The following is a 20,479-nucleotide window of genomic DNA, read 5'->3' as shown; positions in this document are numbered from 1 at the left end:
TCGGCTATGAACGGCGTGTAGTTTCCATCGGCGCTGAAGGTGCCGGCCTTGACCGACTTGAACCCGGCATTGGAGCATCAAATGTGTAGTGCCGGATATGGTCGCTACAGCGCTTTGCCCGTGCGATGGCAAGCTGCGCACCCCATGATGATTCTTCCGCGTGGGAGAAAACAGCGTTGATGTCCGGATGGGCAGTCAGGAAATCTTCCATGAGCGGTACCGCCGGTTCGCGTATCCATTGGCCATCGCCAACAGCCAGGACCTTGACATCCGGATATTTGGCCAGGACATTCTTCATGCCTTGATCACGATCCACCGCAGGAGAAGATCCCTTGAGGCCGGTAATGACAACGATATTGCCCTTTCCGCCCAGGTCTTTGGCCATGTGTTCCGTGACCTGTTCTGCCATGGTGACATTGCTCTGGCCGATAAAGAGCGTCTTGTTCGTCGGTACATCACGATCCATGACGATAAGCGGTATGCCCGCACTTTGGACGGCTCTCGCCGCCGGGACAAGCGCGGCCGATTCTACCGGGCTGAGAAGTACCGCATTGACACCACGGGCCAAAAGATCGCGAACATCATTGCTCTGCTTGGCAACGTCGACATTTCCATCGAGGACGACGAGCTTGACGTTTGAGTGACGGCAGGCTTCGGCCTGAAGCGACTCCAGCATAGAGACACGCCAGGGATGGTTGAATGCAGTCTGGGAGAAGCCGATAGTAATATCTTTGGTTTCTCCGCCGATAGCAATCGGACCTTCGTCGAGCGGCAGAATGGATGTGAATGGCAGTTGTTTGTAGTCTGCCAAGAGCTGCGTACATGTCTTCTGCGAGATAGGTTGGGCATCTTCAGCATATGCGGAAACTGCCGGGGGCAGAATGACAATCGATAAAATGGTGAGCAAACGTTTCAACATGTTTTAGTTCCCCTTGGCCTTGATGGCGATACATTGATGAACGGATATTCCTGGGAAGCTCGATACGCTTCTTCTCTTTTGTGGATACGAGAGCACTCCTATCGTTTTGCGAGCCAGTTCGCGATATTGAGCCAAAGCTTGGGATAACCTTCCCACGCTACGAATTCCGGAGGACCCCAATGAGGGCCGCAGTCAGATGAAAAGATGGCGCTTCGTCCGGCGCCGGGTTCACGCACTGCGATGAGGGGCTGGTCACCAAAAAGTGCCACAAGATGAGCGTCAGGATGCAAGGTAGATTTATTGAATCCTAGAAAATGCGGCCATTGGGTCAGACCTGCAACCGTAGGATGTGCCGCATCGACGATCTCGGGCCGAATACCCTGCGGCTGTTCACTCCTGTCATCAGATGCCTGAAGCGAAACAGGCAAAATCCCTTCGACCGGACTATCCTTGTAATTACCTTTGGCCTGGATGCCCTGAAAGGTCAGATATCCGCCTACCATCAGCAAACCGCCACCGCCGCGCACAAAATCGGCAAGCAACTGCAACCGGTTGCCCGATCGCTCCGATCGTATGATTGTGCGGTCCGGCAGGAGCAGTGTGTTCGCGCCAATATCGCTGAGGACCACCACGTCAAACTTATCGAGCTCTTCCTTTGTTGTCGGAAAACTATCTGCAGCAATATGGCTTGGCTGGTATGTCACATCCACGCCACCATTGCGAAGAGCTGCGATCATTTCGGTTCCCCCTTCATGATAGGAGGACATTTCGAAAGAATCGAAACCTTTCACATGTATGCTATGTGTCATCCAGGACTCGCCTGCGAACAAAAGTTTTATAGGTTCAGACATGCGTGAAGGTGCCTTTCATCTTTTTGGTTTGTCCGATAGATCTGCAGAGTTCGTGTATGACAAAGGCGAGTGCCGAGTATGGAAAGGTCTGAAATGAGAGCAGGTTGGTATGGACAGCACACAATCTTGTATAACCTTCCCTTGAATTGTCATGACGTTCGGACGATATGACCGTAATGTGGAACAAACCGCTTCCTGAGTCCAGCCCTCTTCCGCTATGGTTTCAGATTGCCGAGCGTTTGCGGGATGCTATTTCCACGGGGACATTTAAGCCGGGCGACGCGTTGCCGTCCGAGAGCCAGCTGAATGAGGTTTTTGGCATCAGCCGGTCGACTTCGCGCGTAGCGCTGGACAGGCTTGAACAGGAAGGCCTGATTGTTCGAAAATCCGGCAAGGGTTCAATTGTTCTGAGCCCGCGAATAGACCAGCCTGTGAATGAGATGCTCGGCTTTTCCGACGACATGCGGCGGCGTGGTTTCACGCCTTCCCATGAAACATTGTTTGCCGGTCGGGTTCGCGCTTCCGCTGAAGTTGCCGATGCACTGGGAGTAAAAGTAAACTCGTCCGTTTACCAATCGCGACGGCTATTGAAAGCCGATGGCACTCCAATTGGCTTTGCCGCATCTTGGCTTTCCCCAAAATTTCTGAAGGACAGAAGCCCCCCCTCCGCAACGGCGCTGAACGAAGGGTCGTTGTACGAATGGCTGCAGCGCGAATTTGACGCGAAAGTTACTCGGGCCTCTGAATATATTGAGGCGGCAGTCGTCACAGGAGAAATGGCCGATCATCTTCATGTAAACGCTGGTAGTCCGGTGCTGATTATCCGTCGCAGTTCATTTGTAGAAGATCCACAACCGATCGAATATGTCGTCCTGTATTTCCGGGCTGACCGCTATCGCTTTCAACTCGAATCGGGTGTGATCGTTTGAGACCAACTTTGATACGGTAGCTCTTGCATGCTCATAGCTTTCGCCCAGAAGATCAGTGCGGCACAAAGCCATAGCGTGTTCATAACCCTTCCTTTGAAGATGCCGATAATCGCTGATTGTCCCCCAAAACCGATTGGTTCGTAGAATGCTACAATCATTCTTTATAACAAGTCGGGATGAGTGATTTCCAATGAACGCTTGAACGGAAGCGACCGGTGTGCACCCACGCAAAGCCGAGCCACCTCGACCCCAGAAGCATTTGTTGTAGAAGGGACCTGGGTCTAACATGCGATCCGCTGATCAGCACTCGCGTCACAACAGGAAATGCTGCTTGAGCGCGGGATCCCTGTCCGGCGATGCGCGATACATTCGCCGTAAGCCACCTTGCAATGATATCTGTCAACTTGACGAAGCCGCGGTGCGGATCAAAGGCAAGCGGTGCTGGCTGTGGCCAACTACGAATTCAGCATCCGGTGTAATGGCGATTAAGATGTTGCCCGGTCAAATGCGTTCAATCGGCTCAGTGCGTTTGGATCTGAATCGTAAACTGCTCGATAGCAATCGTGAAGCTGCTCAGTGCTAGACGGTGGCCGATCCAAAATGCTCTTGATCACAGCTTGGGAAATATAGTTTCCTGGTTCGATCGCCGCTCTCGGGGTTTGAATTGCCGCGTCAAAAAGATCAGCTTCAATAATCGTATCAACCAAGCCAATATTTTGGCTTTCCTCAGAAACGGCGCGTCTCAAAGGACTTGGGGAATGGCGGGGGTTGGTTCGCCACGCTTTGCCCCATGCCTGGGGCAAGCCGCGCGGTTACGAGGCGAAGGTCCCCTTTGGATCATGTACCGCGAAATTCTGCCCAACATCTTCCCCATGCTCGTGGCGGAGTTTGGGCTGCGCTTCTGCTTCGTGTTTTTGCTGATCAGCGGCCTGTCGTTTCTGGGTCTCGGCATCTAACCGCCAATGGCTGATTGGGGATTGATGGTGCGCGACAATGCAACGCTGATAACGTATGGCGATATCACTCCCTTACTCCCCGCTGGAGCTATCGCTGTGCTGTCGATCGGCGTCAATTTAGTGGTGGATTGATTTTTGCAAAAGGCCAGTGGATTGAAGGGGGAATAAATTACACAACTCGAACAAGCGCTCCCTTGCTGATTTCCAATTGGCCTTCAGAGAAGGCTTTATGTCGAAAAAGGCACCGCTATGGCGCCTTTGCTGTCCAAGAAGTGCTTCCTGCTCCGCAACTAAAGTCTTACTTCAATTGCAGCTTATGATCGCCTTGAAGGGAACCGAACCGCAGCGCCCACATGTAAACCCCGCCGATCCTTGTCCAGGATTCGGCATTTGTTCAATCGCAGAACCCACCGGGCCGCATTGCATACTTGCAATCCGAAACGGCCATGTCGCCTTGGAATATATCGAACTTCTGGCATCGCGCTCAACCAACGGCAATTTGTGCAATACTCTATGAACGTATCTCTCCCTTGGGATTCGTTTTCAGGAACGCCAATGGGCAGCTTTTGCATAGGTTCAGGGATGGGATGCGGTATCGCAGGCAGCATACTTTCCGTCGCCGGATGGTCTCATTTCCGTGCGCAACATATCGCACCGGCTCGAAAAGAAAATTACGTGCACCGTCTGCATGCGAACGATGCGTCAGCAGTCTATTCGCATCGATAAGCGTCGAATGACCGGGAGGAGCCCATGTTTCGCATTCTTTCAGTATGCTTTCGAGCACGTTGCCGGCATTGCTCCACAGAACCTTCTCGGGGGCTTTACTGGCTGCTGCCAGAGCTGCAATCAGAGGAGCCAAGTGGCCGTCGATAAGCCTCCTCAGGCAATCCGGCACGTCATCGGCATCAATGCCGTGCCCGGGACCTGAAAGGCGAAAGGCTTCCGCCCGGCCATCCTCCGACAGAACAATAGCGGTATCGGACAGATCTACCGGCAGTTCATGCTGCGCCACGACAATGGCGGCAACGACCGGCGGCAGCAAAAGCGAGAAATGCCATTTCGACCACTGCGTTGCCACGGCAATAGTATCAGGCTCTGGGTACACACGGGCATATCGGCCAAGCAGGGATTCAAGGAAGTCCTGCGCGAGCAGGCTTGTCCCGCTAACAATGGGGCGCAATTCCCCTTCCCCGGCAAAAACATGGCGAAACCCTACCAAAGGCCCGTGGAATATGCCGGACAGGTTGCTCAACGCCGAAATACCAGCAGGACGAAGTAGAAACCTCCCAGACCCGTTGCCAGCAATCCGGCGGGGACCTGCCACGGAAAGGCAATATGGCGGCCAAGCCAATCGGCAAAAACCATTATGATGGCACCGATCAACCCTGCCGCATAGGTTTGGGTAAGCGCAGAACGCATTCCGGACATGCGCGCCAGATGCGGAGCCATAAGGCCGACAAAACTAAGAGGGCCGACGATCAGGGTTGCCATCCCTGTCATGCAGGCCACTGCTGCCGCGATGAGCATGCGGCTCGTTTCCGGCCCGACACCCAGCCCCATCGGTACAGCGGGGCCGAGGGGAAGAATTGCAAGCCACCGCGCAAAGAAAGGCAATATTCCAATTGTGACAAGGCTGGCGAACAACAAGATGCCTGCTTCCCCGCCAGTCACCGAATAGGTGGAGCCGGAAAGCCAGCTCAGAACACGAAGCACCCTTGGATCCCCAAGAAAAAGAAGGATGGAAAGAAAAGAGGACAATAATGTTGCGATTGCCACCCCACCCAGCAGCATCGCTTCCCGGGACAATGCCGCACGCCGGTCGATGCGGAAAAATGCCATAAGGACCAGCCCGGCAAAAAGAGAGCAGAACATCATCATTGCCGGCCGGCCAAGCTCAGGCACGAAGAATGTCGTCACAAGCAGGATAAGTGCAGCGCCCGACGATATACCTAAAAGTTCCGGACTTGCCATATGGTTGCCGGTGAGCCGTTGCAACAGGCCTCCGGCAATCGCGAGCAGGAATCCTGCGCCAAGAGCTGCCATCACACGGGAAAGACGCCATGGCAACAGCGCGGCAAAACTATCTCCCATTGCCATCTGCCATCCATTGGCATCGTGACCGACCAGGAGGGCAAGGAGTAAAGAGGCCGCAAGAAGCGCAAGAAGTACAGCCATTCTCCGTCCGGTTGTGCCGACCATGACAAGATTCGCCGTCCAGGTATTGTTGGCAGCGGGGGACATCGGGCGCAGTCTCCTCAACAGGAAGAAAAGCAGCGGGACACCAAGCAGGGCAGTAATGGATCCTGCGGGAATTTCGGTGACGCCGAAAAGGAGCTTTGCCCCCTGATCCGTGACCGCAAGCAACCCTGCAGAAATCAACGGGGCGGAAACCAGCCTTTGATGGAGACGGCGCGCACCGGCAGCCCTTGCAATGGTGGCACCGGCAAGGGCAATGAAACTGATGGTACCCACCGCTCCGGCGACGAAGGTGCACAGCGCCACCGCGACCGAAATGGCAGCAAAGCGCGTCATCGCAAGGGACAGCCCCAATCCGCGTACGCTCTCTTCCTCAAGCTCCAGCAGGGAAAGAGGCCTGCACAGGATTCCGCCCGCAAGCCCGAATGCCAGAACCATGGGCAGCAAATCTGCGATACCGTCCCAACCGTTCTGCACAAGCGAGCCGGCATCCCAGATATAGAGAGCGTTGAGCTCTTCGAAATGCACAAGAATGAGAGTTGTTCCGATTGCCCCCAGTGACAACGAAAGGACGAGGCCGGACAGAATGATGGAAACCGGAGAAAACCCCTGGCGCGATGCCAGCCACAGCACCGCCAGAACGGCCAGCCCGCCTCCAGAAAAAGCGACGGGTGCCCACCCTGCCTCCAGGGCTTCCGGTATCCAAAGCAGGCAGACCGCCAGCGCCACCTTGGCGCCGGCATAGACGCCGAGCGTGCCCGGCTCCGCGAGCGGGTTTCGAAGAACCTGCTGAAAGATGACACCGGCAAATCCGAGTGCCGCACCGCATATCCATGCTATGAGGAGGCGCGGCAAAAGAGCATCGCGTGCAGTCAGTTGCGCCAGATTGAAAAGATTGTCACCGTACAGCGCCGGGATCCACTCCCCCGGTGGTATCAGGGCCCGGAGATTTGCAAGGAAGAAGAGAAAGGATAATCCCAGCAGCGCCAGGCCGACGCCTGATGACGGGGCTGCACCCCGCATTCTCCATCTAGCCGTCATGCGGGATGACTTTCGCGAGTTGCCGGGCCAGCCGTACTGCCGAACAGACGCCGCCGCTGGGATAGATCACGGGCATAGCCGTCACCCGCCCTGCCCGGACGGCAGGGAGCGCCCGCCAAAGTGAGCTGTCCTGCAGGCGCTCTATGGCTTTGCGCGTTTCCCGTCCACGGTCAAAATGGACGATGTGCGCGTCGGGGTTCTCAGCCAGACTGTCAATGCCCGCCGAAGTGACGCCCGATGCATTGACGCGACCTGTCCAGGCGTTTTCCAGCCCAATCCGGCCAAGCACGTCCCCAATGAGACCATAGCCGCCGAAAAGTGCAACATTCCGTCCGTCTTCGGCAAAGCGGCAAACATAGACAGGACGGCGGCGACGCTTCTCCAGTTGTTCCGTAGCTGTCTGCAGCTCTTGTTCGAGCCGGACAGCCCAGTTCCGCGCGGCCTCCTGAGTGCCGGTCAGGGTGGCGATCTGCTCCATGACCTGAAGCGCCAGTGCTACGCCCGGGAGATCTCGCGAGACCGCCGCGACTGGGATCAGCGGCGCGATCCGTTTGAGCGGCTCCAAAGCGCCAGCCTGCCACTTTGCCACCAGGATCGCGTCCGGTCGAAGGCTCTGGAGCAGTTCGGCGTTCGGCTCTGTCAGTGGCCCCAAATCCAATACGTCCGGAGTGAGTTCCGGCTCGGCTACAAGGCGCCGGTAAAGCCGGCTATTGCCCACGGCAACGGGACATATGCCGAGCGTGAGCAGAAGTTCCGTCGGCAGAAGATCGAGTGTTACAAGGCGCCTGCCGGGAGATGTGGCAGCGGCATTCCCTGCCATACAGCAGGTGAATGCCGCGCCGATAAAATATCGCCGCGTGATTCCGCTGTTCCATTTTACCATTTGTAGGATAGCGTGCCGGTAACGGTCAGCGGCTCTCCATAGCGGCAGCCTGTCGCTCCGGCACAGGTATAAAACTTCTTGTCGAACAGGTTGCGCGCATTCACCGTCAGGCTAAGCCCGTCATACTTTTGGTCGAGTGCGCCGAAATCATAGCTGACCATGGCGTCAGCCAGCAAGTAACCCGGTACGGAAACCGGTTCCCCCAGGACATCAATACTGTCGGTCACATTCGTCTTGCCGATATAGCGCAGGCCGCCTCCGACCTTCATGCCCTTGAGACCAAGTGAGCCGAGCTTGTAATCGGCCCAGACCGAAAACGTGTGACGCGGAACCATATCGACCTGCTGGCCGACCTCATACTCAAGCGCGCTTTCAAGAATGTTGGCGTCAGTATAGGCATAGGCGCTGACGAGCCCCAGATTGCCATATTCGGCGCGTGCCTCCAGTTCGATGCCGCGTGAGCGTACCTTGCCGACTTGATAGGCGTCACCAAACAAGTCGAAGCTGACGACGTTTTTCTGCGTCAATTCGTAGACTGCCGCGCTTAACAGGATATTCGTGCCCGGGGGCTGATAGCGTACTCCTGCCTCATATTGCAGGCCCTCATTCGGCTCGAGGCTTGCTCCGGTCAAGGTATCCATGCCGATCTGCGGCGAGAATGACTGGCTGACTGAGACGTACGGGGCAATACCGTTGTCAAACTGGTAGACGAGCCCAGCACGCCCGGTAAAGGCTGCATCCTTCTGTCGTGACTCTATCCCGTTCTGGTAACTTGTCGTAGAGCTGTCGCTCCAGTCGTGACGGCCACCAATCAGCAGTATCCAGTTCTCGTACTTTATTTGATCTTGAATATAGATCCCGACCTGATCGCTGACATTGTCGCTGCCGCGGTCGGTGCCGAAATCAATGTCGGGATAGCCGGAGTAAACCGGAGCGTCCACGTTAAGAGGGACAAAGCCTGTCCCACGATAGCGGTGGCTATCATATCCGCGGCGGTAATAGTCCACACCCAACAGTGCGGTATGCTCGGTGGCACCCCAGTCGAACGTCCGTTCCAGTGATGTATCGACCGTCGCACCGTAGGATTTTTCCGTCCGGTAACTGGCCAGCCGGTAAAGGTCTCCGTCGATCACCGGCGATAGATTCCCCATCATGTAATTCCAGTCCACGTCGGAATGGAAATAACGTGCATTCTGACGCAGCTTCAGTCCACTGTCGAATTCATGCTCAAACACATAGCCCAACGTATAGATGTCTCCCTTGTAAAGATCGAAGTCAGGCTCCCCAATGAAGAGGTCGCGCGGTATTCGTCCCGAGCTTACATCGGTGTAGTCGAGCGGCGTGGCGAATCGTGTATTCACGTGTTGGTAACTGGACAACAATGTAAGCGAGGTAGCAGCATCGGGTTGCCATGTCAGGGCGGGAGCAAGGTAAATCTTGTCGTCGGGAACATCGTCGACCCAGTTCTCGGCATCACGCAAGACACCGGTCAAGCGATAGCGAAGCGTCTCTCCGGCATCAAGCGCGTCGCTGAAGTCGAACGACATTTGTTTCTTCTCGTAGCTGCCATACTCGACATTGACTTCATGCAGCGGTTCCAAGGTCGGCCGCTTGGACACGCCGTTGATAATACCACCCGGCGAAAGCTGGCCGTAAAGAACCGAGGACGCGCCGCGAAGCACTTCGACACGTTCGAGACCATAGGGCTCTTGCCCGCCATCATAGACATTTGACTGCAACTTCAGGCCGTCGCGCAGCATTCCGCTTGATCCGGACGCGAGATTGAAGCCACGCAGCATGACGTCGTCGACCATGCGGCTGAATGTTTGGGACTGCACACTAACGCCCGGCGTATAGACCAGCGCATCTGCCAGAGAAGTTGCTTTCTGGTCGGTGAGCAAATCCTTGGTCACGACCGAAACAGACTGAGGTGTCTCAATGATCGGGGCATCAGTTTTCGTGCCTGCTGCAGCGCGTGCGGCCACATAACCGTCTACCGGTCCCCAAGCGCTCTCGCGTTGGCCCTCGATGACAATCGGGTCAAGCTGGATGGAGCCATCGACATTGACACCCGCACCTGCCGGAATGTCGGCGAGAATCGTTACGGTATTGGCGCCGGTGAAGCTGTATTGCAGGTTCGAACCGGACAACAGGCGCGATAGTGCCTGTTCCGTGCTCATCGTCCCGCTGACTGCCGGGGATGTTGCGCCTGATGCGACTGAGGTCCTGTAGGCAAGCTGAATCCCCGACTGGTCGGCAAGTACGCGCAATGCCCGGTTCAGCGGCTGGCTGGGGATGTTGAATGTGCGGGCGCCGGCCGTCTGTGCGACCGCCTCGATCATCGGCAGCGCAGTGAGCAATGCCGTAAGGCAAAAGGCTATGCGCATCATCAGCGCCGCCGGCCATTGGCGACGCACGCGCTGTGAAATTACGTGTCCTGTATTTTCGATCATTCCTGAAACCCCGAGCCTCATCACGCACAGCCTTTCTGCAAGCGTATCCAAGGGAGTGGGTATTTTGCTGCCTGGTCCCTTCAAACCATAGACGCGTGAGGAGGCATTTTGCCTAAAGACGCAGTTTCACTTTTTTTGCCGTTTTGCGAAAAGTCTCCGGGCTCAGGAAATCATCACTATGATGCCAGGCACTCGCCGGGTGGAGAGTCCTTGCGTCCTCGCAAGGGCCTGCACCGCCGGCCAGACTTCCCTGGTCGAGAATACGGCGCTCACGGGCACACCGGTGTCGACACCCGGCGCTACAACAATCCTCTCTGGCAGGTAGCGCCCAAGCTCGGCAATCGCGCTGACGAAGGGGCGGCCCTCAAAGATTATCCGGCCCGTGCGCCAGGCAAGCGCAGCATCGGTATCGATGGGCATCGTTGCATAAGGCCGTTCACCCCGGGAATATTGTGTCTGCTCCTCGGCGCCGAGTTCGACCTCGTCTGCTCCGCTTCCGCCATGATCATGCGGTGCGACCGGTCCCGTTACCCGCACGCGCCCTTCCGCTACGGCAACAGTGGCCCTGCCATTGATGACCTGGACGAAGAATGTCGTGCCGAGAGTGTCGCTGTTCCCGCCAAGAGCGGCAACCCGGAAAATGCTGGACAAACCCGGCTGTACCCGAAACTCAGCCTCTCCGCTCAAAAGCTCGACAAGACGCAGATCGCTTTGAAAGTCGACAGCAATAGCGCTATCGGTATTCAGCGCGGCGATCGTTCCGTCGGGCAAGCTAAATTCAGCCTGTTCGCCGACACCCGTCCTGAAATCCGCTCTCCGCCAAAGCTCCACGCGCGGCATTGCGATCGTAGCGCCCAGTGCAGCAACTGTGGCTCCGCCACCGGCCAAAAAAATACGACGTCCGATCAAGGCTGGTTTGACGCGTTGCGGCTGACGGGACGCAGACGCGGCAGGGGAAGCGCCGTCCAGGACCTGCAATTGCTGCCAGAACGTCCGCTCGCGTTCAAATGCCCGCCTATGTTGCAGCGAGCGATCGAGCCATGCGCGAAAGCGGTGGAGTTCCACATCGCTGACATTACCCGAGGTTAGACGCACGATCCAATCCCGCGCATCGAGCGAAACACGGCGGTCAATATCAGAACCTTTCTCGTCTTCGTTCATAGGCTCACGAACAATCGGTTGCAGGTAGACGCGTTCTATCCAAAGGTTTTTCTACCTTATAGACGCACAAGCGCCGCATTCACCTAAACAAGTTCCGGAAAAAAATCAGTCGGCCAATTCGTCGCGAAGCGCGGCGAGCCGTTCGAGCGCGCGGCGGATATGATAATATACGGCTTCATCGCTGATGCCAAACATGTTGGCAATGCGGCGATGTGGAATCCCGTCAATCCTGTTCATCAGGAAAATACGGCGTGTCTTTTCTGGCATCGTGTGCAGGGCGGCCTGCACCGCCCTGAGGCTTTCACGGCCAATTACAACGCGCTCCGGCGACATTTCATCGGTGGTTTCCCACAACAGGCCATTTACCTCGGTATCGATCTGTGAACGCCGTTTTTCCTTGCGTAAGTGTCCAATGATCGTGTTGTTGGCAACACGCACAACATAACCGGCCGGTGCTTCGATCACCGTCTCGGATTGCGAATTTGCAAGATTGAGCCATGTATCCTGGATGAGATCTTCAGCTGTCGCCGCGCATCGGGTACGTGCCCTCGCAACCGATTGGAGCCGAGGGCTAATCTTGACAAAAGTTCTGATAAGTTTGTCGAGATCAAGTTTCTTCACGCGAGCCAACAAGAATGAGATCAATAGACAGTGCATAAGCAGCGTTAACTTACCGAGCCGGAAAATGCATGCAACAGCAATGATTTAGAGCGACTCTAAGCTTCCCGCAAATCTAGTGGGGAATTGTCATGTTTAGTCTTTGATTCTATTATGCCATCGCCCGCTGCGGCACATACCGAGCGAAGTCGAGATGTTCCGATCGGGCCATGCTTTCCCGCACCTGTGTTGTCAATCCGCAACACTGCTATCGGACTATCCTGGGCACTCGTAATCCAAACCGGGTTATCGAGAGCTGGATGCATCTGTCAGAAGAAGATGACCTGTCACTGAAGAAGACACAGAGGGCGCTTCAAGCGCGCGACGCTGTGATGTTCCTTAAGGCGACCGATAGCTATCACCGCCGTCAATTCAAGCATGACTTATGCCAGTTGGGACTCATATCGCCGCCGCTTGAGATTCCACATCGCGATCGTTTGACGGAAGTGGCAGTGAAAACTGATTTGATGGCGGCGTGCCATTAACAGTGAAATCACCGATTTGACGGCTTCGATAGATCAACGGATTATGTGACGTGATTGCCCTTGCGTTCCGCCAGAACCGGTCAAAACCCCGCTCGCGGCTAAGAGCCGATGCACCGAGACCGCCGAACAGCGCGGTGGTTGCCTCCAGTATCTGGGTCGCGACGGTCACTTGGGCTTGATACACTTCGATCTCCAATCGGGCGCGATATTCTTCTGACGCCTGGTTCGAGACGAGCTTGTCGAAAAAGCGCTGCGAGGCGGACGCCGCAGTGAGCATCGCGGTGTTGGCACCGAACACCTTGGAGATGACTTCACCTATAACCTGTAGAATTTGCGGGTCCTGTTTTGCAGTCTCCGTATTGCCATGAGCATAGGTGCGGCTCCGCTCGACAAGATATGTTGTAGTCTCGCGGACTGCAGCGCGTCCGATACCGGACAATGTTGCAAGATGGATAAGCTGGTAGACCGATTGCACATGGGCAGCACGCCCGATTGCCGGCTGGATATCTGCCTGTGTGATCGAAACGTGATCGTAAGTCACGGTGCCGCTTGCAGTGAGCGCCTGGCCAAAGCCATCCCAGTCGTCAACGATTGTAACGCCCTCGGCGTTTGTGGGAACGAGAACCGTAACTGCAGTATCGCCGCGGTTTGCCGTAACGTGAATCCAGTCAGCATAAAGGGCGCCGGTTGCATAGTACTTCGTTCCGTTCAGTTCCAGCCTGTTACCTTCGCCGGTGACTGCGGTTGAGAAACGGCCGTGCTGCGAATCTCCCGGCTCCGTATGGGCGGGGGCGAACAACTCGCCTTTGCCGGCGAGCGTAAGCCAACGACGTGACCATTCACCATCTGCATTGTGCAGGACGATCTCGACGAAACCAAAGTGACCACGAAGAATTTGCGTCACATTTGAGTCCGCTTCGGCCAGCTCGGTCAGCAATGCAAACAGGGTCGTCAGGCTTGTACCAAAACCGCCAAACTCTTTGGGCACACGCAATGCGCCGAAGCCACTTTTGCGCAACAAAGCGACGGCTTCATGCGGAAGAGATCGGTCGCGGTCGCGCGCGACAGCACCCTCACGAATTTCGTCAAAGACAGGGCGGAACTTCTCTGCAAGATGTTCGAAATCCTCTGTCGGCACATGTGGCCAAACAAAATCATGGTCCGACATTCACTCGTCCTCGACAGAATTTAGAGAGTACGGCCAAGAGCCGCCACACATGCCGCTCATCGCGAAGACGCTGCCAGGCGCAGTCGTGCATATTCGAGCCGCGGCAGGGATTCGAGCAACTTCTGCGTGTAGCTATGACAGGGGCTGTAAAAGACCTCGTCCGCGTTGCCCTGCTCTACCGCAACGCCATTCTGCATGACGAGGACGCGGTCGCTCATGTGGTGGATGACGCCGAGATCATGCGAGATGAACAGGTAACTGATACCCAATTGTGTCTGCAGATCGGACAGCAGGTCGAGAATCTGGGCCTGGACAGACACATCGAGCGCAGACACGGCTTCATCAAGGACGATAACTTCAGGGTTGGTGGCGATGGCACGGGCAATCGCAACCCGTTGTCGCTGCCCACCTGACATACGCAAAGGCCACTGATCAAGATGTGCCGCCGTAAGACCGACGGTTTCAAGCAGCTCGGCCGCCCGCTCTCGCGCCCGTCTGGCATGCTTCGGATCCCCGAGCGCGATCGCATCGGTGAGGATGCGCGACACACGCCAACGCGGGTCGAAGGATGACAACGGATCCTGATAGACGACGGCAATGCTCCTGCGGATTTTCAACTGCTCCGCCGACGTGGCATTGCTCCAGGCCTCGCCGAGAAAGCGCACCTCGCCACTGTCAGGCTTTTCCAGCGACAGTGCAATACGCGCCAAGGTGCTCTTGCCGGACCCGGACTCGCCAACGATCCCAAGCGTCTCGCCGCGCCCGAGTGTGAAGGAGACGCTCTTGACGACCGTGCGGCGCACTCCGTCGGGGCCTCGGAAGCTTTTCACGACATTTCGTGCTTCCAGCAATGGTGATTCATTGCCGGAAAACGGTTTCGACGGCGGTGCAAAAAGCTGGTGGGTGAAGACGCCCCCTCTTGCCGACAGCCGCGAGCCTTTCGTGTGCTCGCTTGGGATCGCGTCGATGAGTTGCTGTGTGTATGGATGCTGAGGCTCGCCGAGCACCTGGCCGCTGGGGCCTGCTTCCACGATCTCTCCTCCCTGCATTACGAGAATGACATCTGCAAGCTTTGCTACCACCGCAAGGTCATGACTAATGAGAATAACACTGGTGCCGCGGCCGAGCATTTGTTTCAGCACGCTGAGCACCTGCGCCTGTACCGTGACATCGAGCGCCGTAGTCGGTTCGTCGGCAATTACAATGTCGGGATGCAGGGCGATCGCCGAGGCAATTAGCGCGCGCTGACGCAGCCCGCCGGATAGCTCGCCCGGTCGCTGCCGCGCCCGCAATTCCGGCTCCGGCACACCGACCTGCGTGAGGGTTTGCAGCACTTTCTCGCGGCGTGTGTGGCTTGTGCCCCAAGCATGCAGCCACAGCGCCTCGTCGATTTCCTTGCCGACCGGCCGGAGCGGGTCAAGCGAGACCAACGCATCCTGCAGGATAAAGCCGATCCTGGCGCCACGCACCCGCCTCCACCATGAATCCGGACGGCCGAGAAGTGTTTCGCCCTCAAGCGCGAGCGTATCGGCCGAAATGATGGCGTTATCGCCCACAAGACCCACCAATGATCGGGCGGTCACGCTTTTGCCCGACCCGGACTCGCCCACGAGCGCTATACACTGGCCAGCGCGCAGTTCGAGATCGACACCCCTGACGACATGTTTTCGCTCGCCATTCTGACCGGTAAACCAGATGTTCAGTCCACGGACTTCCAGAAGCTTTTTGCCAGCCGCGGGCTTGTCAATGATCGGTATTGACGTTTCGCTCTCTGTCGTCATCAGCGAGTATTTCCTTCCGCCAGATCCTGAATGTATTGACCGATCTGCGTGAACGAGAGCGCGACCAGTACGATTGCCAAGCCAGGGAAAATCTCGAGCCACCAGGCCACCGTGATATTCGCCTTGCCAGCTTCGAGCAGCGCGCCCCATTCCGGCGACGGCGGCGCGACGCCAAGGCCAAGGAAAGACAATCCCGATGCCCAGACCACGGACTGGCCGATGCCGAGAGCCACAAGCCCTACGAGCGGACGGAAAGCGTTCGGGGCTATATGCTGGATGAAGACCGTCTGCCAGGAGTGGCCAAGCGCCCGTGCCGCCTCGACATAGCCCGACTGCTTGACTTTCAACGTCTGTGCCCGGATCAGCCGTGCATATCCTGGAGTGGTCCCAAGACCGACGGAGATAAGAAGACTGGTCGCCGACGGTCCCAGTAGCGCCACGAAAAGCAGCGCCAGAAGCAGCGTCGGGAACGCCAGCAGTATTTCGAGGATGCGGTTCACCGGCTCGGCGACCCACCTTGGAGCGAGTGCCGCTGTAAAGCCAAGCACAGTGGCGCCCGCAAGGGCAACAGCCATCGCTCCGAGACCTATCAGCAGCGAGCCGCGGGTTCCCCAGACGATGCGGCTGTAGAGGTCACGACCGATCTCGTCGGTGCCGAGCCAATGGTCGGCGGCCGGCGGCGTCAAGGAGCTTAGCAAATCGGTATCGAAGGCGGAGTGCGTCGAAAGTACCGATGGAACGATTGCAGCGATTAGAAAGAACAGTACGACAAGAGCTGAAAGCACTATGGAAGATGGCACTGTTACAATAGCCGTCAGCAACGGATTAGACGAGGAACTGGACCGGACGTCTTTGGCAACCTCGCTCATGCGGCACCTCGCAATCTGGGATCGACGACGAGATAAATCGTATCCAGCACAAGATTGATAACCACATAAAGGAAGCTATTGAGAATGACACAGCCCGAAACGAGGGCGAAATCCTTATTACTGACGGCATTGACGAGGATCGCTCCCAATCCCGGCCGAGCGAACACCGTCTCGACAAGCACTGTGCCCGAGAGCAGATGACCAATTGCCCAACCGCTCAAGGTAATGCCCGGGATGAGAGCGTGCCTGAGGACGTGCCGTGCCCGCACGCCGGCACCACTCATCCCGCGCGCCCTTGCCGAAAGGACGAAAGGCTCGCGCATCGTGCGGTCAAATTCGCTTCTTATCGATTGCCCGAGGAAACCAGCAAGCGGGATAGCCAACGTGACGGTCGGCAGCACTGTGTTCATGAAACTCGTTCCGCCGATCACTGGAAACCACCGCAATCCGATCGCAAAAATGATCAGCAACAGGATGCCGATCCAGTATTGCGGCAGTCCGGCCATAATGGTCTCGGTGGCCGAGCCGAATGCACCAATCCGACGCCCGCGACCCGCCGTGAACAGCGTCCACGGAACAGCGAATATCCAGGCGAGCAGCAAGGCGGAGGCTGCAAGCGTGAACGTCGGCGCGATCTGCTCGCCGATAATGTTGGCGACGGATCGTTGCAACTCGAAAGAGGTTCCAAGATCGCCTTGCAGCAGTGCGCCGACGTAGTGGATATATTGCGTGAGGATCGGCTGATCGAAGCCGTACATCGCATTGATCGGGGCCAACTCCTCCAGCGTGCGCGCTATGGTCTGCCCCGAGGTGATGTTAAGCAGGATCGTGGCGCGATCGCCGGGCAAGATCGTGAGGACGATAAACGTGATCGTCACCGCTCCCCACAATACGAAGATCGCCGATCCAATCCTGAACAGCACCGTCCGCAGGATATTGGCGGCAGGATGTCGCTGAGCGATCGCGCGGCTGATCGGTACAGCCTCGATGATGGAGGAATCAACGGCCATGGTCACTCCTTTACGAAATAGGCGTCGTAGAAGTTCAGAAGGCCGTTCCCCTGATCCTGCCACAGCCCCTTCAGATTTTTGGCAACTGCGACATTGTAGGTGAAATTATAGACGCCGATGGCGATGGCCTGATCATCGAACCATTTCTGAAGCGTGCCGAACTTTTGCTGCCGCACCTTCGGATCCGCTTCGCGCTGCGCATCGATGATCTCGGCTTCGACCTTGGGGTCATTGAAGAACGATGTGTTGTTGCCGTTGGGCCGACCGTTGAGCTGGTGATTGTAAACAATGTCGAGAATGTTCGGCGACGGCCAGACCCAGTAGCCGAAGCTGATCTCCTTTTCCTCAGGCTTGGAATAGGCACCGGCAAACCCTTCCGTCTGCGTCAATGGAATGAGGTCGACCTTGATGCCGACGGCTTTCACCTGGTCCTGAATGACCTGCAGAGCAGTTGCGCCTTCCGTATTTATGATCGCCTGGTTGAACGGCAAGCGCGCGTCGAGCCTCTTGCCATCCTTGATGCGATAGCCATTCGCGTCGCGTTGGGTCCAGCCCGCTTCGTCCAGAAGTTTGTTTGCCTTGGCCGTGTCGAACGGATAGCCCTCGTCGACATCGAGGTAGAGCGGTGTTGTCTTGCTCAGTGACCCATTACCCTCATATGGCACTGTTCCCCTGAAAACCGCCTGGACGATCCGCTTGCGATCGATAGCGTAGACGAAGGCCTGACGCAGGCGTTGATCCGTAAACGGTCCGCGCGCGACGTTGAAAGACAGACCCTGCGGACGCCCGGTAGCGACGAAGGTCAGCGTCTGGAATTCCTCCTGCGCCGTCTTCCATTGTACCGATGGCGGCTGGTAGGCAATATTTGCCTCACCGCTGATGAGAGCGCCCCAGCGCGTCGTGGCGTCGGGCACGAATTTCCATTCAAGCCGCTGCGCATAAGCCGGCCCGTTGTGGCGGGCATTTTCAGGTGCCCAGTTGTAGCTGTCGTTGCGCACGAAGCTGATGCCGCTGCCGCGCGCCCACTTTTCGATCCTCCACGGTCCGGTGCCGACGGGTGTCAGGCATCTCTGCTCGCTCGAGTTGTTCGCAATTGATTTGGGAGACTGAAATCCATAGTGTCCATTGGCAAGGATATTGTAGATTTCCGGATTGGGCTCGGAAAGGTGCAGTTCCACGGTTGCGTCGTCGACCTTGGTAAAGTCCTTCATATAGGTAAAGCCGTGCCAGCCGATGCCCTTTTCCCAAGCCGGATAGTTTGCAACCACGGCATCCGCATTGAACTTGTCGCCATCAGTGAAGACGACATCCTTGCGCAGGTGGAAGGTAATCGTCTTGCGGTCCTTCGACTCGCTCCAATCCGTGGCGAGCCAAGGCTTGATCTGGCCGTCGTCGCCATAGCTTATGAGGTAATCGAAGACCTGCCGCGACAGATAGGCCTGTTGCACCCATCCGCCCCACAGGCAGGGCGGCTCCTGCTCGTGGACATAGGTGATTGTCCCGCCATCGACGCGATTGGGGTCATCCGTCCCGGTAGCACCCACAGCACTCGTCGGCATAAAATTGACAAGCGACACGGTGGCGATCGTTAGCAGCGATATGATCAGGTTCGCCGAATTCGTCTTCTTCATGGTGTTTTCTCGTAGTCTCTTGTGGAAAATTACTGGATCAGATTGCCGATTCCAGCGACCTTGCCGTCACCGGATTTTTGAGGCCGATCTTGCGAGCATGATGTGTTTCGGGCAGCCGGTCGCCATTGCGGAACAGCTTTTCGCGAAGTGTTCCTGGCGCATATTCGGTCTGTGCGAGGCCCCGCGCCTGGAGGACGGGAACGACGTTGTCCACCCACTCGTCCCACCAGCCGAGCGTGGTAATCGGTACGACGTTGAACCCGTCGACACCCGCATCCGCCCATCGCTGAACCTCGTCGGCGATCTGTTCAGGTGTGCCGGCAAAGCGCCCAGGCAGCAAGGCGGTCTTGACGAGATGTTCGCCCCAGGTCGAATCCAGATCGAGGTTCGGATTAGCGTCGAGGATGCGACGGAAGCCGCTGCGGACGTGGTCGCTGGTATCGTATCGGTGTTTCAGCTCTCCGATCGTCGTATCTGGCGAAATGCTGAAATAGTCGATGCCGCTTCCACCACTTAGAAAAGCCTGTAGTGCATCGAAGTCCGTATTGTCATAGAGATAAGCCTGCTTGCGCCTGGCTTCTTCTTCTGTCGAACCTATTACCGTTGAAAGGGTAACAATTTTCTTCAGTGAGCGCGGGTCGCGGCCGTTCTGCCTGGCAAGATTGTTAAGGATTTCAATATCGCGTTTAGCCGCTTCGGGTGTGGCAGACGGCAAAAAAGTCACCTCGGCGTTGCGGACCGCAAACGCGCGACCCGCTGACGAATTGCCGGCCTGAAACAACACCGGCGTACGCTGCGGCGAAGGCTCGACGATGTGCGGGCCCGCCACGCGATAACGCTCTCCTACATGGTCGATACGGTGAATGCGATCGCGATCGAAAAAGCGATTGGTTGCTGCATCGTGCAGCACCGCGCCATCTTCCCAGGAATGTTCCCACAGCTTGTAGGTCACGTCGAGATATTCCTGCGCCCATTCGTAGCGATCGTCATGTGGCGTGATGTTGTCGTAGCCGAAATTCTGAAAGCCGTTCGTCAGGTAGCTGGTCACAACATTCCAGCCGACACGACCATTGGTGTAATGGTCGAGCGACGACAACTGTCTGGCAAAGGCAAAGGGGTGCGCCTGAATGATGTTGCTTGTGACGGCGAGACCCAGATGTTCGGTAGCAAGCCCGAGCGCCGAAAGGATAGTGATCGGGTCAGCAGAGGGGAACTGGGAACCGGCCCGGATCGTATGTTCAAAGTCGTAAACACCAGAGACGTCAGCGATGAAGAGCGTATCGAAGCGGCCACGTTCGAGGGTTTTCACAACATGCAGGTAGGGATCAAGCTTGGAATAGCCATACTGAATCTGACCTTCCGGTGTCCGCCAATAGCCGTGAGCATGGTGATTGGGCGTAAGGTGAAGAAAACCATTATATATAAGAGGACGGGACATTTGTTGGACCTTCATCAGGCGGGAGACAAAAAACGCTCGATCCACCGAACT

Annotated in this window: 15 protein-coding genes and 1 pseudogene; 2 read left to right on the top strand and 14 right to left on the bottom strand. The window is 56.7% G+C overall.

The window, feature by feature from the left end; genetic code table 11:
- Positions 1–4: 4 nt before the first annotated feature.
- Together ABKW30_RS27890 and ABKW30_RS27885 are read right to left on the bottom strand one after the other, a co-directional pair.
- Positions 5–919: a substrate-binding domain-containing protein gene (locus tag ABKW30_RS27890; RefSeq protein ID WP_348602221.1), complete on the bottom strand. Its 915-nt coding sequence runs from the start codon at positions 917–919 to the stop codon at positions 5–7.
- A 98-nt stretch (positions 920–1,017) separates the two neighbouring features.
- Positions 1,018–1,770, bottom strand: coding sequence for a glutamine amidotransferase (locus ABKW30_RS27885; protein WP_348602220.1), 753 nt, complete (start codon positions 1,768–1,770; stop codon positions 1,018–1,020).
- A 176-nt stretch (positions 1,771–1,946) separates the two neighbouring features.
- Between ABKW30_RS27885 and ABKW30_RS27880 the strand changes: the two genes are divergently transcribed.
- Entirely contained in the window at positions 1,947–2,699 is a 753-nt protein-coding gene (locus ABKW30_RS27880; RefSeq protein ID WP_348602219.1) for a GntR family transcriptional regulator, read from the top strand.
- Positions 2,700–3,499: 800 nt separating this feature from the next.
- Positions 3,500–3,787 (top strand): annotated as a pseudogene (locus tag ABKW30_RS27875) (ABC transporter permease subunit); the annotation flags it as partial.
- A gap of 379 nt (positions 3,788–4,166) precedes the next feature.
- On the opposite strand, the gene fhuF reads toward ABKW30_RS27875, so the two are convergent.
- The 12 genes from fhuF to ABKW30_RS27815 all read right to left on the bottom strand — a co-directional run bounded on the left by fhuF (position 4,167) and on the right by ABKW30_RS27815 (position 20,428).
- The gene (fhuF, locus tag ABKW30_RS27870) at positions 4,167–4,835 is read right to left on the bottom strand and encodes a siderophore-iron reductase FhuF (RefSeq protein ID WP_348602218.1); all 669 of its coding nucleotides are present in this window, start codon (positions 4,833–4,835) and stop codon (positions 4,167–4,169) included.
- 68 nt (positions 4,836–4,903) lie between these two features.
- On the bottom strand, positions 4,904–6,874 hold the full coding sequence (gene fhuB, locus ABKW30_RS27865) for a Fe(3+)-hydroxamate ABC transporter permease FhuB (RefSeq protein ID WP_348602217.1): 1,971 nt from the start codon (positions 6,872–6,874) through the stop codon (positions 4,904–4,906).
- A gap of 7 nt (positions 6,875–6,881) precedes the next feature.
- Complete coding sequence (locus ABKW30_RS27860; protein WP_348602216.1) at positions 6,882–7,712, bottom strand: ABC transporter substrate-binding protein; 831 nt, start codon at positions 7,710–7,712, stop codon at positions 6,882–6,884.
- A gap of 56 nt (positions 7,713–7,768) precedes the next feature.
- Positions 7,769–10,228, bottom strand: coding sequence for a TonB-dependent siderophore receptor (locus ABKW30_RS27855; protein ID WP_348602215.1), 2,460 nt, complete (start codon positions 10,226–10,228; stop codon positions 7,769–7,771).
- A gap of 162 nt (positions 10,229–10,390) precedes the next feature.
- Positions 10,391–11,389: a FecR domain-containing protein gene (locus ABKW30_RS27850; RefSeq protein WP_348602214.1), complete on the bottom strand. Its 999-nt coding sequence runs from the start codon at positions 11,387–11,389 to the stop codon at positions 10,391–10,393.
- A gap of 105 nt (positions 11,390–11,494) precedes the next feature.
- The gene (locus ABKW30_RS27845) at positions 11,495–12,010 is read right to left on the bottom strand and encodes an RNA polymerase sigma factor (RefSeq protein ID WP_348602213.1); all 516 of its coding nucleotides are present in this window, start codon (positions 12,008–12,010) and stop codon (positions 11,495–11,497) included.
- Between the two features lie 435 nt (positions 12,011–12,445).
- Positions 12,446–13,699, bottom strand: coding sequence for an acyl-CoA dehydrogenase family protein (locus ABKW30_RS27840; protein ID WP_348602212.1), 1,254 nt, complete (start codon positions 13,697–13,699; stop codon positions 12,446–12,448).
- A 56-nt stretch (positions 13,700–13,755) separates the two neighbouring features.
- Complete coding sequence (locus ABKW30_RS27835) at positions 13,756–15,480, bottom strand: ABC transporter ATP-binding protein (protein WP_348602211.1); 1,725 nt, start codon at positions 15,478–15,480, stop codon at positions 13,756–13,758.
- Positions 15,480–16,349, bottom strand: coding sequence for an ABC transporter permease (locus ABKW30_RS27830; protein ID WP_348602210.1), 870 nt, complete (start codon positions 16,347–16,349; stop codon positions 15,480–15,482). Before ABKW30_RS27830 ends, ABKW30_RS27835 begins: the two co-directional genes overlap by 1 nt.
- Positions 16,346–17,359, bottom strand: coding sequence for an ABC transporter permease (locus ABKW30_RS27825; protein WP_348602209.1), 1,014 nt, complete (start codon positions 17,357–17,359; stop codon positions 16,346–16,348). The genes ABKW30_RS27830 and ABKW30_RS27825 overlap by 4 nt, the downstream gene beginning before the upstream one ends.
- A 2-nt stretch (positions 17,360–17,361) precedes the next feature.
- Entirely contained in the window at positions 17,362–18,990 is a 1,629-nt protein-coding gene (locus tag ABKW30_RS27820; protein WP_348602208.1) for an ABC transporter substrate-binding protein, read from the bottom strand.
- A 37-nt stretch (positions 18,991–19,027) separates the two neighbouring features.
- Positions 19,028–20,428 (bottom strand): NtaA/DmoA family FMN-dependent monooxygenase, encoded by a 1,401-nt coding sequence (locus tag ABKW30_RS27815; RefSeq protein WP_348602207.1) that lies wholly within the window; start codon positions 20,426–20,428, stop codon positions 19,028–19,030.
- Positions 20,429–20,479 lie beyond the last annotated feature (51 nt).

The sequence above is a fragment of the Phyllobacterium sp. SB3 genome (assembly GCF_040009165.1).
Taxonomy (GTDB): Bacteria; Pseudomonadota; Alphaproteobacteria; order Rhizobiales; family Rhizobiaceae; genus Phyllobacterium.
The sequence above is the reverse complement of the archived record's forward strand: the minus strand, read 5'-3'. Positions and strand labels throughout refer to the sequence as shown.

Coding starts and splice junctions, on each gene's coding strand:
- ABKW30_RS27890 (WP_348602221.1), bottom strand. CDS start 919: ATGTTGAAACGTTTGCTCACCATTTTATCGATTGTCATTCTGCCCCCG.
- ABKW30_RS27840 (WP_348602212.1), bottom strand. CDS start 13,699: ATGTCGGACCATGATTTTGTTTGGCCACATGTGCCGACAGAGGATTTC.
- ABKW30_RS27815 (WP_348602207.1), bottom strand. CDS start 20,428: ATGTCCCGTCCTCTTATATATAATGGTTTTCTTCACCTTACGCCCAAT.
- fhuB (WP_348602217.1), bottom strand. CDS start 6,874: ATGCGGGGTGCAGCCCCGTCATCAGGCGTCGGCCTGGCGCTGCTGGGA.
- ABKW30_RS27880 (WP_348602219.1), top strand. CDS start 1,947: ATGTGGAACAAACCGCTTCCTGAGTCCAGCCCTCTTCCGCTATGGTTT.
- ABKW30_RS27825 (WP_348602209.1), bottom strand. CDS start 17,359: ATGGCCGTTGATTCCTCCATCATCGAGGCTGTACCGATCAGCCGCGCG.
- ABKW30_RS27850 (WP_348602214.1), bottom strand. CDS start 11,389: ATGAACGAAGACGAGAAAGGTTCTGATATTGACCGCCGTGTTTCGCTC.
- ABKW30_RS27855 (WP_348602215.1), bottom strand. CDS start 10,228: ATGATCGAAAATACAGGACACGTAATTTCACAGCGCGTGCGTCGCCAA.
- ABKW30_RS27835 (WP_348602211.1), bottom strand. CDS start 15,480: ATGACGACAGAGAGCGAAACGTCAATACCGATCATTGACAAGCCCGCG.
- ABKW30_RS27860 (WP_348602216.1), bottom strand. CDS start 7,712: ATGGCAGGGAATGCCGCTGCCACATCTCCCGGCAGGCGCCTTGTAACA.
- ABKW30_RS27830 (WP_348602210.1), bottom strand. CDS start 16,349: ATGAGCGAGGTTGCCAAAGACGTCCGGTCCAGTTCCTCGTCTAATCCG.
- ABKW30_RS27820 (WP_348602208.1), bottom strand. CDS start 18,990: ATGAAGAAGACGAATTCGGCGAACCTGATCATATCGCTGCTAACGATC.
- ABKW30_RS27885 (WP_348602220.1), bottom strand. CDS start 1,770: ATGTCTGAACCTATAAAACTTTTGTTCGCAGGCGAGTCCTGGATGACA.